The sequence below is a fragment of the Gordonia sp. PDNC005 genome (assembly GCF_016919385.1).
Lineage (GTDB): Bacteria > Actinomycetota > Actinomycetes > Mycobacteriales > Mycobacteriaceae > Gordonia.
On sequence record NZ_CP070351.1, the window covers coordinates 3,429,740 to 3,446,354 of the forward strand.

Sequence of the window (16,615 nt, forward strand, 5' to 3'; positions counted from 1 at the left end):
GTTCCTGTCTCCGCGGATATGATCAGTGAGATGGCCGATTCCGGTACGAGTTCTGCGCCAGCGCGACGCTCCCACCGCCGCATTCATGCGGCCGTAGACGCCGTGCTGGACGTCGCCGCTCAGAAGCACGCCGGCAGTCTCCTCGACATCGTGCACGCTGTCGGCGAGAGCCGCGGCCGACCCGTCATCGTGGCCGTCGACGACCTTGCACCCGGTGTCTGGGGCCAACGGCGCGAGTACGAGAATCACGACGAGATCGTGCTCGCACGGTCACTGCCAAGTGAGGCCCGAACCCTCGCCCACGAGCTCGGTCACGTCGTGTTCCGGCACCCGGGCACCGCGGCCGAAGGCGCGGCCGTCGCCGCCGAAGACGACCTCATCGCATACATGCTCCGCGGCGAGGAGCCCTCGGAGACCGAAGCCGCCCTGGATGAGGACCTCGAACTTCAGGAGTGGGAGGCGGAGGCGTTCGCCGCCCGTCTGCTGCAGAGACTCGGTCAACTCGACAAACGGCACTCCCTGCGCCCGTTGCTGCGCTACGACGAGGCGCTTGGATGACCTGGGCAACCTGGATCATCGCTCTGCTCTGCTCGGCCGCTGTCGGAACCCGGATCGGTCGACTCACCGTCCGGCCGCCGTCACTCGCCCGCACTGCTGTCATGATCGCGGCAATCGGAGTCGCCGCTGCCGCGACCGTCCGGACTCCCACCCTTGAGGTGGTGATCGGCCCGATCGGCAGTACAACCCCACAATTGGTCTTCATCGCGCTCTGGGTTGTCGTCGCGGCTGCCACCGCCATCATCGCAATCGCGGCGTGGCCCGCAGTGGACAGGCAGACCGTCTCAGTCCTCACAATCGCGGTCCCCGTCGTCGTCCTCGTCGACATCGCTCTAATCGCGGTCACTCGACAAGCCGCGTTCGGCTCCGCCTTTGTGATCGTGGCAGGCCTGTTCTCCCTGGCCGTCGGCGTGCGTTACATCGCGTGGCACGCCCTCGGACGAGCCATCGCGCTCTATCTCCTCGGTCTCGCAGTCGCGATGGTTGTGCTGATCATCGATCCCGCCAACCCCGACCCCGGTACCAGTTGGTGGGCGACCGCGATCGTGCTGATGAGCCTCGGTTGCTCGTCGGTGATGATCGAGTCCTGGTTCCTCGCTCGGTTCGATCTGCGGATCAGCGGACGGCTGTCGGAGATGTTGCTGACCGCGCACCCGGAGCTCGCGTCTGCCGACTACAAGTCAGCGACCCCGGTCCTTCGCGCCGATGACCGCGTTTCGCAGATTCTCGACGGCCTCTACCTGCATGCAGGCGCGGGAGTTGTAATCGTCGAGCTAGACGACGTCGACGCGCTGTCACCGCAGGAACGAGCCGTCCTTGTGGCTGCGTGGCTACACGACTCCGAGGTGACTCCTATCGATCCCGATCTGTTGTCGACGCCGGATGTGCTGTCGGATCGCACCTGGGTGCGGATGGTCTCACGGGAGTTCAACAAGTCTCAGCGGTGACGCGCATGCGGTTTCGGCGGCCGATCGGAGACGACGCCGTAGTAGGCCACGCCATTCCATTCGACTGTTGAGAACCAGGTGGTGTCCCAGCCGCTGACGAACCAGTCCCGCAGGTGTGGCGAGCCCGTCCACGCGTAGAACGGGCGGTTGTTCTCCGTACAGAATTGTTCACACGTCTCCATCATGTCGAGGACCAGTGAACCTCTGCGGTGATCAGGCAGGACCGCCGTGAACACACAGTTGACGGCGTCTTCGGCGGGCATCGGGAGCGGCGGTGAGGTCCACAACTCCACGAGCCGCTCACGCAGCCCCGGCGTCGCAGCCGCGACGTCGACGTCGGCCGGTGTCAGCGGCGGCGTTCCGTCGGGTGACAGATTCGCATCGTGTGGCTGCCACGCGACGATGCCGATGAGCTCACCGTCGGAAGTGTGGGCCCCGACCACACAGTCCGCGTTCAACAGAGGTCGCAGGATCAGTTCCGCGAGCCATTCACGTTTGCTCTGGTCGTCTATGTGTTCACCGAGAAGCCAGCGATACAGAGGAATGTCTCGGATGCCCTGCTCGGCGACCCTGATGACGTCGGGCAGCAGGGTGCGGTCGAGGGCTCGAATAGTGGTGTGCATCGGTGATACGAGTCGGGCCGCTCCACCTTCACGGCGGAGCGGCCCGACTGCATTGAATCCGGTTGAGACCTACTCGCTGCTACCGCCGGCGGAGCCGGTGCTCAAGTGCTCAAGAATCGGGCCGAGGATGTCGATCTCCAGGCGGATGGGTCCTTCTGCCATTGTCTGCTTCTTTCTAGCGATCTGAGTGGGAGTACGTCCGACCGACGATTCAGTCGTCCGTTCGGACCACGATGCTCCCGTATGTGATGTTCGGCACACGATTTGATAAATGTCGTTATTGAACCGTTACCTCACCTGTTCGAACGACACCTGATCGGACTACATCCTTGCCGACCCGCATCTGATGTAACGACAGCCAAGCCTGCAGCGATATTTGTCCTTCAGTACCGTTGACTCATGGCTGACATCATCATCATCGGCGGGCACGGCAAGATCGCACTCCTCCTCGCCCCCTTGCTGAGTGAACGCGGCGACAGCGTGACTTCAGTGATTCGCAATCCGGCCCAGGCCGATGCAGTGGTCGCCGCAGGTGCACAACCACTCGTGTTCGACGTGGAGACCGCGACCCGAGACGAGATCGCCGACGCCCTGTCCGGCTTCGACGCAGTGGTGTGGAGCGCGGGAGCAGGCGGCGGTGACCCGGCCCGCACGTACGCCGTCGACCGAGACGCCGCGATCCGCACCATCGCCGCCGCTGGCGACGCGAGCGTCAACCGCTTCGTGATGGTGTCGTACCTCGGAGCCGGCATCGACCACGGCGTGCCCAGCGACAACTCGTTCTTCGCCTACGCCGAGGCGAAGGCCGCCGCCGACGTCGCCCTCCGCGAATCGGATCTCGACTGGACTGTCCTGATGCCGGGCGCGCTCACCCTCGACGAGCCGTCCGGAACCATCGATCCCGCCGCGATCCGGGCGTCGAATCTCCCCGGGACCTCGCGTGCCAACGTCGCACTCGTAGCCGCAGCGGCACTCGCCGGCACGTCCACGATCGGTCAGAACATCCCCTTCACCGACGGTTCCGTCCCCATCGACGTCGCTCTCGCCGCGCTCTGATTCCTCACCTAGCGGCGGAGCGCCTTCGACGCGTCGAAAGTCTCTTCGCGTCGCCCGATGTGCCACGCGTGCCAACGGCGCCAGCTGCGCATCGCGACGGTTTGTTCGGCGCGGTCGACAGCAGGGATCACTCGGCGTAACAGCTCGACCACGGCGATGAGCGGCGCTCGTGCCACCATGAACGCCAGGCCCGGCAGCCCGCTGGGCAGGCGGTAGTTCCTACGGTTCCAGGGGAGCATGAACAGCCTCGTGTACCCGGCCTGCAGGTGCAGGTGGAACAGAGTGCGCACCCGCTGGAAGCCTCGCACCGACTCCGCAGGCTCGAACGACGGCACAAAACCTTCGACGAGTTCAGGCCCGAGGTCGCCGGAGTCGTGCTTGCGGGTGGCGTCGAAGAAATAGAGCAGGCGCACGCCGTCGCCCACTGTCGCGGGGAACATGTCGTCGACGCGGCATCCGACGAGGTGGCCGAGGTAGCGGTTGAAGTGCAACACCGCTCGCATCTCCGCCGGGCTGGTGATGAAGCCCAGTGCGTACAGACCGAGCGCCGGGCCGACGCTGCCGCCGAGGAGGGTCAGCATCATCTCGCTCTGACTGATCGGCAGACCATGGACGTCGGATCGCCATTCCGGGTGTGCCGCTACGCGCGCTCGCACTGACACATGCATCACCCGCACCTTGAGCGACACCTCACGCGCCGTTGATCCCGGTGTCAGAACCGCGCCCGGGCGACACACTTCGAGCCACCAACGGCTCGTCTCCAAGTACCGGTGAAGGGCCGACGCTCCGGCGTAGCCGCCCGACAACGACAGCGGGACGGCGAGCGACGCCTCGGTGTAGGTGTCCATCGTTCCGGCGTTGCCGACTGCCCCGAGGCTGTATCCCCAGCGCCGCCACACTGCCGCGCCTTGTTCGATGAGGTCCGGGTCGAGCCAGTCGGGGATCGTCTCGAACTCGGCGAAGAGCGCACGCATCGACTCCGGCGCATCGGCGACGTTGGCGATTCCGACGCGCAGCGCCTCGTCGAGCAGTGCTCGTGCCTTCTCGCCACCCATCTCACCGTGGTAGGTCTCGGCGACGAATCGTTCTGCGACGGGGTCGCCTTCCGAGTGCCCGCGGATGAAGGCTTCGGCGACGTCGTCGGACGGCAGCAGATCGAAACGCGCGAATCGTTTCACGCGATCGCGGATCTTCTGGTGCTGCGGAGACACAGTCAACTCGACGCTCATGCCTGACGACGATAGATCCGAACCGCGTGAGACGCCAGCTCGGATTCGTCTCAGGCGTGTTCCGGGCCAGTCACAAGCACTCCGTCTCGGACGCTCGCCCAGCACAAGTATTGTCGACTTCACAGCCCGCCCCACACACATGGAGATCAACATGCAGGTCAGCGTCGTCTGGACGATCAATGCGAAGAACCTGTCCCTCGACAAGTCGATCGAGAATCTCGCGAGACTCCACGACGAGGGCTTCGCACGCGTGTGGTCCACACAGATGCCGAACGAACCCGATCTGCTGACTGCAATCGCGGTCGCGGGACGCGAAGTGCCCGGAATCGAGTTCGGCACCAGTGTTCTCCCGATCCAGTCGCAGCACCCGATGAAGCTCGCTCAGCAGGCGTTGACCGTCAACCAGATCATCGGGGGCCGCCTCAATCTCGGGCTCGGATTGAGCCACCGTGTGGTCACCGAAGGCATGTGGGGTGTGCCGTACGCGAAGCCCGTCCAACGCACCTCGGAGTATCTCGACGGGCTCCTGCCTCTTCTCGCGGGCGACAAAGTCAGTGCCGCAGGCGATCTCGTGACCACTCGCGGCAAGCTTTCGCTGGTGGACGTCCCGACGCCGCCCGTCTACTTCGCCGCACTCGGCCCCAAGATGCTCGACCTCGCGGGCCGTCGCACAGCGGGTACCGTCACCTGGATGACCGGCCCCAAGACTCTGCGGGACCACATCGTCCCGACACTCCGGCAGGCCGCGGCCGACGCCGGACGACCCGAGGGATCGGTCCGCACGGTCGCGATGCTGCCGGTCAGCGTGACCGACGACGTCGACGGCGCGCGAGCCGAGGCCGGACGACAGTTCGCCATGTACGACGGGCTGCCGTCGTACAAGGCGATGCTCGACCGCGAAGGCTTCACGGGGCCCGCAGACGCTGCGATCATCGGCGACGAGGCGACCGTCGCCGATAAGATCCGCGAATTGGCATCGTTCGGCGTCGACGAGTACGTCGGCATCCTCTTCGACCGCGATGCGGAGACCCGCGCCCGAACTCGAGCACTGCTCCGCACCCTTTGAGGGCCGCCGTCAGCACGCGCCTCGCTACGCTCGATCGTATGCCTGACGCCTCGGACCAAGCCGTACTGATCACCGTCGAGGATCTCGTCGAATCGATGCTATCGAATCGGCCGCCCGCGGTGCTCGACATCCGTTGGCAGCTGGGGCGGGACGACGGTGCCGAACGCTACCGCGACGGTCACCTGCCCGGTGCCGTCTACGTTGATCTTGAGACCGAACTGGCTGCGCCCGCAGATCCTGCACTCGGCCGGCATCCCCTCCCCGACCTCGAACGACTGCAGGTCTCAGCCCGCAGTTGGGGAGTCGACTTCGGTTCGCCGGTTGTGGTCTACGACGACAACGCGGGCATGTCCGCGGCACGGGCGTGGTGGCTTCTGCGCTGGGCGGGAGTCGCCGACGTGCGAATCCTCGACGGCGGATTCGATGCGTGGCAGGACGCCGGTATGCGCGTGTCGAAGGGCGACGCGAAGCCGCGGACCGGCACCGTGGCCTTGCCCGGAGGAGCCCTGCCGACCGTCGACATGAACGACGTCGCCGCCACCTCGGCGATTGTGCTCGACGCTCGCGCCACGGAACGGTTCCGCGGGGAGGTAGAGCCCGTCGATCCGCGCCCCGGACACATTCCGGGCGCGGTGAGCGCGCCGACGTCGGACAACGTCGACGCGTCCGGCCGCTTCCTGTCCCCAGCCGAACTCCGCGCCCGATTCGCGGATCTCGGCGTGACCTCCGGGCAGGATGTGGTGGTCTACTGCGGGTCGGGTGTCACCGCAGCTCACCAGATAGCGGCGCTCGCGGTGGCCGGCATCAACGCCACGCTCTATCCCGGCTCGTACTCCCAGTGGTCGTCCGACCCGACGCGCCCGGTTGAGACTTCTCTTCCCTGACCGCTCACCCTCGCAGACCGGCCTTGGCGGCCGAGAACAGTGCCGCGACGACGTGATCCTGCTCGGTGATCGTGAGACTCGGAAACATCGGAAGACGCAGCACGTTCCCGGACCGTGACGTCTCGACACCGCGCTGGGCGAGGGTCTCGCCGGTGTGCGCCGCGAGCCGGGTGTCCTGGGTGACTGCGAACTGGTTCCACACGTGGTTGTCGACTCGCTCGGGCAGGGTGATGAACCCGGTGTCGGCGAGCGGCGCGAGCCAGTCGAGGTAGCGCAACGCCAGGACCGATCGACGCAGGTTGTTGAGTGAGAGATGAGGCAGCCGCGCCGAAAGCGCTGCCGCCTGGACGTCGTCCATAGGGGTGTCGAGACTGAGTTTGCGCGCGAGTTCGGCGACGTCGGACCTGTTCGTGAGCACCGCGCCCGAGCGCCCGCACGAGGCGAGGTTCTTCTCGACGTCGAATCCGACGGCGACGGCGTCCGACCACACCCCCAACCCGTCGAGACCGATACCCTGACCGCCGTCCTCCACGATCGCGACGGCGGTGCCTGCAACAACGGCGCTGATCGAACGGATGTCGGCGGCACGGCCGTTGAGATGGATCGGGACGATGCAGCGAGTGCGCTTGGTCAGCACGTCACGCACCGACTCAGGGTCGAGCAGGTGATCGTCACCCACATCGGCGACCACCGGAGTCGCTCCGGCGAGACAGACGGCGTTAGTGGTCGTGTGCGGCGCGTTCGACGGGATGACGACTTCGTCGCCGCGCCCCACCCCGACCGCGTGCAGTGCCACGACGAGCGCATCCGTGCCGGAGGCTGTTCCGACCGCGCTCACCACTCCGTGGAATCCGGCGAACGCGTGCTCGAACTCCGCGACCTGGGGACCCGCGGTGAACAATCCGGTCACCAGCACGTCGTGGACGGCCCGTTCGATGGGCCCGATCTCCTCGACCGCGAGCAGACGATCACACGGCGCGGCCGGAACCGCCGTCACCACACCTCCGACGTCGACGATCGACTTCCGCTTCCAGAGGGGATTACGCGTCCCCATGTGCCGCAGCTGCTCATTGCCGGGCACGTCGAGAACCATCACCGGCCGCGGTGGGAGACGGTGCATCACCCGATCCGCGAGCAGGCTCAGATCGGCGGCTCGACCGTTGACGGTCATCGGCTCGATGTCATGGACGCCCTGCTCCGACGTGCCCGAGAACACTTGTGTCATCTTCCGTCCCTTTGTAGGCTCAGCGGCCGCTCCATCAGCGGCTGCTCATCCAGAACTACCCCCGATTCGTGTCGTCGGGAACGGGGCGAAGCGTCAATATCTCGTAGGGAAATCGCTAAGACTCCGACTCGAAACACATTCAGTCGACGTTTCGGCGGAGGTCAAGGGTGCTCATGAGCTCGATCACGACTTCGTCGGGCGAGAACTCGAGGCGTTTCCACGAAGATCAGCGGCACCCAGCCGATGGCCGACAACGAGTTCGTCCACCCCGTGATGCCGTGCTTGTTCAAGAACCGCACGAACTTGCGCTCCAACTCCGATTCGGACAGATCTTCCGCGGACCGCAGGAGCCGTCGGGCGGTCCGCATTCCCCGCGAACCCGCATTCCGTTCGAGGGCCGAGCGACGGTACGGCGACACACCGACGCGGGCACCGTGCACGAGTCGACGACGTGCGAGCTCCGCGGCAGTGAGAGCGTCACCTCGTCGGGCAGCACCTTCGTCAGACCGTGCAACCACGCCGCCGCAGTCCTGTCGACGACTGCCCCGGCGTAGCCGTTCGCGACGATCCGGACCCGCGCCATGTCAGTCATCCGGTGCTCCGCCGACAGGAACGTCGACCGCGCGTGCGCTACCCACAGGCCCCTCTCGGTCCGCGCGCGCAACTGCCCTCTTGTCATGCCGAGATCGCGAGCCTGAGCCGTGGTGATGACGCCGTCGTGGTCGGCAAGAAAGCGCGCAGCACGCACTCCGACCGATTGTTCTGCCCCCATACTCGTTGGACGCACGCCACGCCGTTGCGGTTCCACTGCCGCCCCTCGGGCGTGTCGGATAACCTCCGACGCATGTTGACGTGGAAGACCGTCCCGGCAGACGCGACGGTCGTCGCCCCGGACGAACGCTTGTCCTGGCCTCGAACGATCGGAATCGGCGCGCAGCACGTGGTCGCGATGTTCGGCGCCACGTTCCTCGTCCCGGTGCTCACGGGCTTCCCACCGTCGACGACGCTGCTGTTCTCGGGCATCGGCACGATCGCCTTCCTGGTGATCACCGGCAACAAGCTCCCCAGCTATCTCGGCTCGAGCTTCGCGGTGATCGCACCGGTGACCGGCGCAGTCGCGGCACACGGCACGGGCAGTGCACTCGGCGGCCTGATCGTGCTCGGCCTGGTGCTCATCGCGATCGGCGCCGTCGTCCACCTCCTCGGAACCCACTGGATCGACGTGATCCTGCCGCCGATCGTCACCGGCGCGATCGTCGCGCTGATCGGGTTCAATCTGGCGCCCGCCGCGAAGGACAACTTCGAGAAGGGCCCGGTCGTCGGCCTCATCACGCTGGTGCTGATGGTGGCGGTACTCGCGTTCTTCCGCGGCCTCGTCGGCAGACTGGCGATCTTCCTCGCCGTCGTGGTCGGTTACCTGATCGCGCTGGCCCAGGGCGACGTCGACACCTCGGCGATCGCGTCCGCCGCCTGGATCGGATTCCCCGAGTTCCACGCGCCGTCGTTCAACCTGTCAGTCCTCCCGCTGTTCCTACCCGCCGTGATCGCCCTGATCGCCGAGAACATCGGCCACGTGAAGTCGGTGTCGCAGATGACCGGCCGCGACCTCGATCCGATCACCGGCAAGGCGCTGATGGCCGACGGTGTCGCGACCGTCCTGGCGGGCGCGGGCGGCGGATCGGCGACGACGACCTACGCCGAGAACATCGGCGTGATGGCGGCGACCCGCATCTACTCGACGGCCGCGTATTGGGTGGCCGCGATCGCGGCGATCCTCTTGTCTCTTTGCCCGAAGGTCGGCGCTGTGATCTCGGCGATCCCTCCGGGTGTCCTCGGCGGCGCGACCGTGGTGCTCTACGGCCTCGTCGGCATCCTCGGTGTGCGGATCTGGCTCACCGCGAACGTCGACTTCTCCAAGCCGATCAATCAGATGACCGCCGCGATCCCGCTGATCATCGGCATCGCCAACTTCACGTGGCAGGTGGGTGACCTCATGTTCACCGGTATCGCGCTCGGTTCGATCGCCGCACTCGCGATTTACCACGGCATGCGTCTACTCACTGCGGCACGCGACCTCAAGACCGACTGATTCACCAGTCGCGTTCCAAGAGGAAGAAGTACGGCTCGGTCGAGCCGCGGACGTCCATCGCACCGAACAGCGTGTTCTGGTCGAGCGCGCGGAAGTGATCGATGATCGGCAGTTGGTCGTAGACCATGCTCGTGCTGACCACGCCGCGGTATTCAACACGACGCAGTCGGGCTCGGTGCCGACGGGTCCTCGTCAAGGCGAAGCCGACGCCGACACCCGGAATCTTCGGGCGCGGGAGCCGGTCGCCGAACTTCACGAGTGTCTGGAGCGGCATCGCTCCCGGGTTGACCGGGAACAACGAACCGGGTGTGCCGAACAGGAGCGGGTGCACATGATCGGCGTCGTCGAAGCGTTTGCCGTACCAGCCGCTCACTGCGAGGAACCCGTCGAGCGGGTGACCGGTGGGCACCTCGGAGCCGTGCCATTGCCCGAGGACGTCGTCGACTCCGACGCCCGGCAGCGAGTCGTAGAGAGCGGCCGCGTCGGCGTTGGGCAGTCCGGCCTGAAGGTCGGCGACGGTGATCGTCATCGTGCTTCCTCCAGGTGCTTCACCGGACAGCCGCCCGGGAACGTGCCGAGCTTCTCGACCTCGAATCCGGCGGGGTACGACTTCACTCGGCGACTGTCGCCGAAGCCCATCGGGGTGCGCCGCGGCGGCAGCATGCGAACGAACCATGCTCGTGCACGCATCGCCCGTCGGCTCAACGCTACGACGGCGGCGGACGGTTTCTTGTAGTGCAATGCGTCGAGCAGTGGATCGTCCATCAGCGCGCGTGAGAACACCCGGACTGCTGGACGCGCCGGCTTCGGGTAGAAGGTCGCAAGGAGGTCGAGCGTCATGTCGGCGACAGCACGTCCGCCCTCGTCGAAGGCGAAGTGCTCGGCCTCGTACTCGTCGAGCAGTGTCGAGAACTCGTCGTAGGTCGCAGGGATGTCCTTGATGTTCATATGGCGACCGAGCTCGCGGTAGTAGTTCGTCGCGGCGACGACCTCGTCGTAGCTGAGCTTGCGCCAACCGTGGTCGTCGATCCACCGCTTGGGCACCACGACGAAGGTCGCGAGGACGTATCGGAAGTCGTCGTTGGAGATGTCGTATCGGTGATGCATCTGGTTGATTCGACGCAACGCGGCCTTGCCGTCAAGGGACGCGAACCCGCAGACCAGCGGGGCTTCCAGGAGCAGCCCGGTGTCGTCATACCGCTTCTGCGTGTCGTCGAATCCGCCCGAGGCCGCCAGAAGCGACCCGACACTGGGCACCGCGTACGTCCGGAACAGCGCGAAGCTGAGCGCCTGGTTGAAGTCCCACGGGAAGTCGAGCATGGACATGTTCCGGTACATCTCCGTGTAGTCGCGGTGCGGGTCGAGCCCGGCATTGCGATCTGGGTTGAACATGGTGGGTCCTCTCCTAGGCCGTCCACTCACCATAAGTTTACTTACGGGCGGTTCGCAAGGGATTGACCGAACTCGACGTGACAGAATCCCATTCATGGAGACGTCAGCCGAACCCGACAAGCTGCGTTCCCGTTTTCTCGACGCAGGAATGACGGTGCTCGCCCGTGACGGCTATTCCGGGTTCAAGCAGGCCGCGGTCTGCGCCGAAGCAGGCGTCACCACCGGCGCGTTCTACCACTCGTTTCGCAACTGGAAGGCCTTCGAGTCCGAACTGATCGGACATTGGCGAGTCGAGGCCACCGACCGCCTCGTGGAGTCGGCCCGTGGTGTCGCCGACCCCCACGAACGCATCCGCGCGCTCATCTCGATCGCACTCACCCTGCCGCACGCCACCGAGCGCGCCATCCGCACCTGGGCAGCCAACGACCCCGAGGTGCACGCAGCCCTCGCCGACGTGGAGAACGCCAGGCGCAGCGCCATCGCCGAGATGGGGGTTGAACTGTTCGGCGAGGCCACCGCCGACCGCCTCGCGTCGACCGCAATGCTGCTTCTCACCGGATTCGAGAACTCGACACAGCCGTCACTCGACGATTTCAAGTGGGCGATGGACACCTTCACCGCTGCCGCGTTGACGATGACCGGCGCGGATCAGACGTCGGAGTAGTCGGCCACCTGGCCGCGCCTCGGCGCCTGATACATGGTCCACGCCATGCGCGGGAGCAGCCGCCCAGGTAGTCGAGCGGGCCAGTCGTCGGGCCGCAGGAGTGCCTCGGTCCCACCGTCGACGGTAATCACCGATCCGACCATGAAGTCGGCCGCAGGCGACAGCATCGTCATCACCCATTGGGCGAGCTGCGCTGGGGTGCCGTACTCACGCGCCGGCACCGGGAACGACCTCACCTGACTGCCGGTTGGGCTCGACAGCTGCCCCGCGAGCAATGGTGTCATCACCGGCCCGGGTGCAATCACGTTCATGCGGATCCCCGAACCCGCCCACTCGGCCGTCACCGATGTCCGACGGACCCAGCGAGCGACTGCGATCTTCGATGCCGCGTACGACGCGGGCGCCGACAACGGGCCTCGACGCGACAGGATCCGGGCGGCCTTCCCTGCATCACCCGCGAGCAGGGCACGGACCGCTCCGCGCGGAACCAACGGCGTCGACGTGGTCGAATTCGATCCGAACACAACAACTTTCGCGTTGTGCGCCTGCGCCAGGCGCGGCCTGAGCGCCTCCAGGAGTTCGGTGACACCGAGGTAGTTCACCTCGACGAGCGTGCGTTCTCGTCCGCGCCGCGGACCCATCCCCGCAGCCAGAACCGCGCCGTGGATCGGTCCGTCGACCTTGGTCAGGATGTCGCGGGCCGCCGCGATGCGCCCGCCCTGCGTCGACAGATCCGCGGTCACGTCGGCATCAGCGAGATCCACGCCGATCACGTCGTGGCCGTCGTCCCGCAGGCGCTGCGCGACCGCCGCTCCCATGCCCGACGCCGACCCGGTCACCACATACACACCCATACCGCTACTAGAACACGTTTCACTTCTGGTCGGTAGTCCAACCGGACTCAGATTCCGTAGACGCGCTTGGCGTTCTCTGCGAAGAGATGAGCCAGGAGGTGATCACCACGATCACCGACCACGTCGAGCAGGGCGCCGACGACCACGTCGAGCGCGGCGTTGGGCCTGTCGATCGGCATGTCCGAGCCGAACACGACCCGCTCAGGACCGAACCTGTCGACAACATGCAGGACGAGTGGTCCGATCATCTCGGCGAGAATGTCGCGGCCCCCGATGTTGCCTGCCGTCTCGCGGCCGTAACCGAGCGGACCAAGCGCCAACCCTGACACCTTGACGATGATGTTGGATCGAGCGGCGAGCATGCTCATCCGCTCCTTCCACAGGTTCAGGATCTCGGCACGGGCGGCAGCCGTGGCTCCCGCCCCGGACCCGACTGGGCCGAACACCCCGACCGGCAGCCCGAGATGTTCGATGACAATCGTCGTCTCGGGGAATCGCCTGGCCAGGAAGTCGAGCTCGCCCAACTGGTGAGAGTAGGCGAACGAATGGAAGACGAGGCCGTTCTCGGCGATCGACTCGAACCCGCGTAGGAACGACGGGGTGCTGAGAATCCCTGACTCACGGCGCCACTGCATCACCTGCGTATCCGAGTGCCGCGCCCATTTGTAGCGGACACCACGCACCAGCGGGCTGTAGCGCATCTGCTCCTCGACCGACGCACCGAAGTCGGCGTGGGTCGGATCACCTGCGATCACGAGCGCACCGAGATCAGGGATTCCGTTGTGGCCGAACGGCAGACCGGTCACGTAACGCGTCTCGGCGAACGACGACGCCGCATCTGAACTATCGCCGAACCAGTGCGATTCCATGTGGACCACTGAGCTGACGCCGACACCGGCGACGCGCCGGATTCCAGCGGCTTCGGCACCGTACTGTCGAGATCCGTACGGGGAGCGAACGATGCTCGGGTCGATCATCATCCGCATCTCAGAACGCCGGGCCTTCATCCCGGACACCCACAGCGCGGGGCGTGGGAACCGTTTGATCAGCGGCATGGTCGCCACTCGCGCGTACCGAGACAGCGCCCAGGTTGATCGCATCGGGTCGTAGAAATGGACGTGAGCGTCGACGATCCCTGGGATCACTCCACTCAATGTCACCACCGATTCAGGGTCCCATATGCGTCCGACGACACATGCCGCCACCGGCTCAATTCACGTGTCGTGTCGGCCCCGACCGTTACCCTCTAGTACTAACAGTCGGTCGAGAAGCTGAGGAGGACGTCGCCGGTGAGCTCACCCGCGCAGCCCGTGCTGACCGTCCTTCGTGAACGCATCGCTCGCGATCCCGATCGTTTCGCCGTCGGCGTGTTCAATCGGCTGTTCGCCGAGACTCCGTTCCTACGTGAGCTGTTCCCCGGCGACATGAGTCGTATGCGAGCGACGTTCACGCAGGTCGTCGACCACGTTCTCGATGCGATCGCGAACGACGACGACCACGCCGAACTCATCGAGTTCCTCGCACAACTCGGACGCGACCACCGCAAGTTCGGCGTCATCTCAGACCACTACTGGCTGATGTACGACGCACTCATGGCCGAGTTCGCCGCCATGTTGGGCCCGGGATGGTCCCCCGAAGCCCAGGAGGCGACGTCGCACGCGATGATGCTGATGACCGGCGTCATGCGCGGTGCGGCCGACAGCGTCGAGGGGCCCGCGGTCTGGCACGCCCGCGTGGTCCAGAAGTTCCAGATCAACCGGGAACGGGCAGTCGTTCGCCTGGTGCCCACTGGCCCGCGGATGCCGTACCGCTCCGGCGAGTACACCGAAGTCCAGATTCCACAGCATCCGCATCTGTGGCGAAATCTGTCTCCGGCGACGCCGCCGAACGACCGCGGCGAACTCGAGTTCCACGTGCACGCGATCCCCAATGGACTGTTCAGCGGCGCGATCGTCCGCGACACGAAGCCTGGCGACGTGTGGCGCTTCGGCCAGCGGCACGGAACCATGCAGGTGAGCGGCAACCGTCCGGTCCTCATGGTCGGCGGCGGCTCCGGCCTGTCGCCGCTGCGCGCGGTCCTGCTCGAGATGGCTCGCCGCCCGGACTCACCTCCGACCCACATCTTCTACGGCACCCGCCACCCGGGTGAACTGTATGAACTCGGCGTGCTCGCCCAGCTGGCGTCGACCAACCCGTGGCTCCGGGTGACGGCCGTCGCAGAGACACCCGACGACCCGTGGTGGATCGGCGACTCCGCCGATCCACGCCAGTGGGGATTTGAACTCCGATTCGGTCGGGTCGGCGACATCGTCGCCGGATACAGCGACTGGACCCAGCACGAAGTCCTGCTCTCCGGCCCCGCGCCGATGGTGTTCCACACCCAACTCAAGCTGCGCGCGTCCGGCGTCTCACCCGACCGCATCCTCCACGATCCGCTGAACTGACCGCATCTGCCCTGCTAGCGGAGTCGAGAGGCAACCACCACCTCAGTCGACGCCGACATCGACAGAGGGAGCGGGATGGCCGACGGCACGTCGACGGCGTGCTTCCCGCCGACGTACACCTGAGGGACACCCGCGTCGTGCAACACCGCGCAGGCCGCGCTCGCGTTCACGGCGTCGTCGGGCATGGTTGCGACCATCACAACGGTGCGCGGCGCCCATTCGGCGGCGAGTCGCCGCCAGCTGTCCAGGGGCACGTCGGCACCCGCGTACAGGACGTCGACGCCGCGTCTGCGCAGGCAGACGGAGAAGGCGAGTGCTGAGATCTCGTGATGGCAGTCTGGCGGCAGGCCGACCACCACCCGTGGTCCGACTGCCGGTGCGGCGTCGAAGAGTCGCCCGAGCCGACGCATCACGGCGGCGGCTATGTAGTGCTCGACGAGCACCGGTATCCGCCCGCTCGCCCACGCTTCGCCGACGGCCCGCATGCTCGGCATCAGCCATCGTTCGAGAGCCTCTTCGACGTCGGGTTCGGCCAACGCCGCATCGAGTAGTGCGTCGAGTTCCGCTCCGTCGTAGAAGGCGCCGGCCCGCACCAGCGCGTCGTGGTCGTCGAGCAGTCCCTGGAGCTTCGGGCCGGACTGCTCCTCAGCCCTGGGGGTGGTGGCCACGATCGCTGCGGCTCGGTTCGGTGCGATTCCCGACTCGACCAATGCCCGCATGTGCCGTAGACGGTCCACATCGGCCGGCAGGTAACCGCGATAGCCCGACGACCCCGACCTGACCGGTACGACGATCCCGTATCGCTTCTCCCAGGCTCGAAGTGTCGTCGTCGGGATGCCCACGACGCGCGCGACGTGGCCGATCCGCAGCCCCTCTGACATGGGCGATCACCTCCCCGTGCATTCTCGCATCACCCCAAACATTAGACAAACATGGATATTTGTGTAAGGTTTTCGGTGTCGGCGGCCCAACAGGCAATCGACGGGACGAGATCCCGCCCCTCACCGCCACAAGCTGAAGGAGGAAGAACACATGACCGCATTCAGCATCCCCGGGCTCAGCACGAACGACACCGAGAAGGCTGTCGCGATCCTGCAGAAGCGCCTGTCGGCGTACAACGATCTGCATCTGACCCTCAAACACGTGCATTGGAACGTCGTCGGAAAGTCGTTCATCGCAGTCCACGAGATGATCGATCCTCAGGTCGAGCTCGTGCGCGGTTACGCGGACGCAGTCGCCGAGCGGATCGCCGCCATGGGCGCCTCTCCTCGCGGCCGGGCCGGCGACGTCGTCGCCGACCGGGACTGGGACGACTACAGCCTCCTTCGCGACACGACCGACGCCCATCTCGCGGCACTCAACAAGGTGTACGACGGTCTGATCGCCAGCAATCGCGGCGCCATCGCCGCGCTGGGCGACCTCGATCCCGTGTCCGAGGATCTACTCATCGGCCAGACCGGCGAGCTGGAGAAGTTCCAGTGGTTCGTCCGCGCACACCTCGAAGACGAGTCCGGCGCCATCGCAGGACAGGGCGAGCACACCGAGACGGCTGCCGCCGCACGAGCTCGCTGACCCCTCGCTCCC

18 protein-coding genes are annotated in these 16,615 nt (G+C 66.0%); 9 read left to right on the forward strand and 9 right to left on the reverse strand.

The annotated features are described in order from the left end of the window. The first annotated feature begins 30 nt into the window (after positions 1-30). Together JVX90_RS16535 and JVX90_RS16540 are read left to right on the forward strand one after the other, a co-directional pair. Positions 31-558, forward strand: coding sequence for an ImmA/IrrE family metallo-endopeptidase (locus JVX90_RS16535; RefSeq protein ID WP_240193930.1), 528 nt, complete (start codon positions 31-33; stop codon positions 556-558). Continuing rightward, complete coding sequence (locus JVX90_RS16540; protein WP_205329776.1) at positions 555-1,505, forward strand: hypothetical protein; 951 nt, start codon at positions 555-557, stop codon at positions 1,503-1,505. Before JVX90_RS16535 ends, JVX90_RS16540 begins: the two co-directional genes overlap by 4 nt. Here the strand turns inward: JVX90_RS16540 and JVX90_RS16545 are convergent. After that, the gene (locus JVX90_RS16545) at positions 1,496-2,128 is read right to left on the reverse strand and encodes a hypothetical protein (RefSeq protein ID WP_205329777.1); all 633 of its coding nucleotides are present in this window, start codon (positions 2,126-2,128) and stop codon (positions 1,496-1,498) included. The genes JVX90_RS16540 and JVX90_RS16545 overlap by 10 nt on opposite strands. 399 nt (positions 2,129-2,527) lie before the next feature. Here JVX90_RS16545 and JVX90_RS16550 point away from each other — a divergent pair, with 399 nt between their 5' ends. Next, positions 2,528-3,184 carry an NAD(P)H-binding protein gene (locus JVX90_RS16550; protein WP_205329778.1) on the forward strand — a complete coding sequence of 219 codons (657 nt, stop codon included), beginning with the start codon at positions 2,528-2,530 and terminating at the stop codon, positions 3,182-3,184. An 8-nt stretch (positions 3,185-3,192) separates the two neighbouring features. On the opposite strand, the gene JVX90_RS16555 is transcribed toward JVX90_RS16550, so the two are convergent. Continuing rightward, positions 3,193-4,413, reverse strand: coding sequence for an oxygenase MpaB family protein (locus JVX90_RS16555; protein WP_205329779.1), 1,221 nt, complete (start codon positions 4,411-4,413; stop codon positions 3,193-3,195). A gap of 151 nt (positions 4,414-4,564) precedes the next feature. On the opposite strand from JVX90_RS16555, the gene JVX90_RS16560 reads away from it, so the two are divergent. Beyond that, positions 4,565-5,479 carry a TIGR03564 family F420-dependent LLM class oxidoreductase gene (locus JVX90_RS16560; protein ID WP_205329780.1) on the forward strand — a complete coding sequence of 305 codons (915 nt, stop codon included), beginning with the start codon at positions 4,565-4,567 and terminating at the stop codon, positions 5,477-5,479. A 38-nt stretch (positions 5,480-5,517) separates the two neighbouring features. Further along, complete coding sequence (locus JVX90_RS16565; protein WP_205329781.1) at positions 5,518-6,363, forward strand: sulfurtransferase; 846 nt, start codon at positions 5,518-5,520, stop codon at positions 6,361-6,363. Positions 6,364-6,367: 4 nt separating this feature from the next. Here the strand turns inward: JVX90_RS16565 and JVX90_RS16570 are convergent, their stop codons facing one another. Both JVX90_RS16570 and JVX90_RS16575 read right to left on the reverse strand, forming a co-directional pair. Beyond that, complete coding sequence (locus JVX90_RS16570) at positions 6,368-7,588, reverse strand: DegT/DnrJ/EryC1/StrS family aminotransferase (RefSeq protein WP_205329782.1); 1,221 nt, start codon at positions 7,586-7,588, stop codon at positions 6,368-6,370. 286 nt (positions 7,589-7,874) lie between these two features. Continuing rightward, positions 7,875-8,336: a type IV toxin-antitoxin system AbiEi family antitoxin domain-containing protein gene (locus tag JVX90_RS16575; protein ID WP_240193931.1), complete on the reverse strand. Its 462-nt coding sequence runs from the start codon at positions 8,334-8,336 to the stop codon at positions 7,875-7,877. Between the two features lie 96 nt (positions 8,337-8,432). Here JVX90_RS16575 and JVX90_RS16580 point away from each other — a divergent pair, with 96 nt between their 5' ends. Then, on the forward strand, positions 8,433-9,677 hold the full coding sequence (locus JVX90_RS16580; protein WP_205329783.1) for a solute carrier family 23 protein: 1,245 nt from the start codon (positions 8,433-8,435) through the stop codon (positions 9,675-9,677). A 1-nt stretch (position 9,678) separates the two neighbouring features. Here JVX90_RS16580 and JVX90_RS16585 read toward each other — a convergent pair whose 3' ends face one another. Both JVX90_RS16585 and JVX90_RS16590 read right to left on the reverse strand, forming a co-directional pair. Next, complete coding sequence (locus JVX90_RS16585) at positions 9,679-10,206, reverse strand: DUF4334 domain-containing protein (protein WP_205329784.1); 528 nt, start codon at positions 10,204-10,206, stop codon at positions 9,679-9,681. Beyond that, on the reverse strand, positions 10,203-11,069 hold the full coding sequence (locus JVX90_RS16590) for an oxygenase MpaB family protein (RefSeq protein WP_205329785.1): 867 nt from the start codon (positions 11,067-11,069) through the stop codon (positions 10,203-10,205). The genes JVX90_RS16585 and JVX90_RS16590 overlap by 4 nt, the downstream gene beginning before the upstream one ends. Before the next feature lie 94 nt (positions 11,070-11,163). Between JVX90_RS16590 and JVX90_RS16595 the strand changes: the two genes are divergently transcribed. Beyond that, the gene (locus tag JVX90_RS16595) at positions 11,164-11,733 is read left to right on the forward strand and encodes a TetR/AcrR family transcriptional regulator (protein ID WP_205329786.1); all 570 of its coding nucleotides are present in this window, start codon (positions 11,164-11,166) and stop codon (positions 11,731-11,733) included. On the opposite strand, the gene JVX90_RS16600 is transcribed toward JVX90_RS16595, so the two are convergent. Both JVX90_RS16600 and JVX90_RS16605 read right to left on the reverse strand, forming a co-directional pair. Further along, on the reverse strand, positions 11,718-12,587 hold the full coding sequence (locus JVX90_RS16600) for an SDR family oxidoreductase (protein WP_205329787.1): 870 nt from the start codon (positions 12,585-12,587) through the stop codon (positions 11,718-11,720). The two genes, JVX90_RS16595 and JVX90_RS16600, sit on opposite strands and share 16 nt — an antisense overlap. A 47-nt stretch (positions 12,588-12,634) precedes the next feature. Beyond that, a complete protein-coding gene (locus JVX90_RS16605; RefSeq protein ID WP_205329788.1) occupies positions 12,635-13,750 on the reverse strand; it encodes an amidohydrolase family protein in 1,116 nt (371 codons plus the stop codon). A 126-nt stretch (positions 13,751-13,876) separates the two neighbouring features. Between JVX90_RS16605 and JVX90_RS16610 the strand changes: the two genes are divergently transcribed. After that, positions 13,877-15,031 carry a globin domain-containing protein gene (locus tag JVX90_RS16610; protein WP_205329789.1) on the forward strand — a complete coding sequence of 385 codons (1,155 nt, stop codon included), beginning with the start codon at positions 13,877-13,879 and terminating at the stop codon, positions 15,029-15,031. Positions 15,032-15,045: 14 nt separating this feature from the next. On the opposite strand, the gene JVX90_RS16615 is transcribed toward JVX90_RS16610, so the two are convergent. Continuing rightward, positions 15,046-15,912, reverse strand: a complete 867-nt coding sequence (locus tag JVX90_RS16615) for a MerR family transcriptional regulator (RefSeq protein WP_205329790.1) — start codon at positions 15,910-15,912, stop codon at positions 15,046-15,048. 151 nt (positions 15,913-16,063) lie between these two features. Between JVX90_RS16615 and JVX90_RS16620 the strand changes: the two genes are divergently transcribed. Next, a complete protein-coding gene (locus JVX90_RS16620) occupies positions 16,064-16,603 on the forward strand; it encodes a DNA starvation/stationary phase protection protein (protein WP_205329791.1) in 540 nt (179 codons plus the stop codon). The last annotated feature ends 12 nt before the right edge of the window (positions 16,604-16,615 follow it).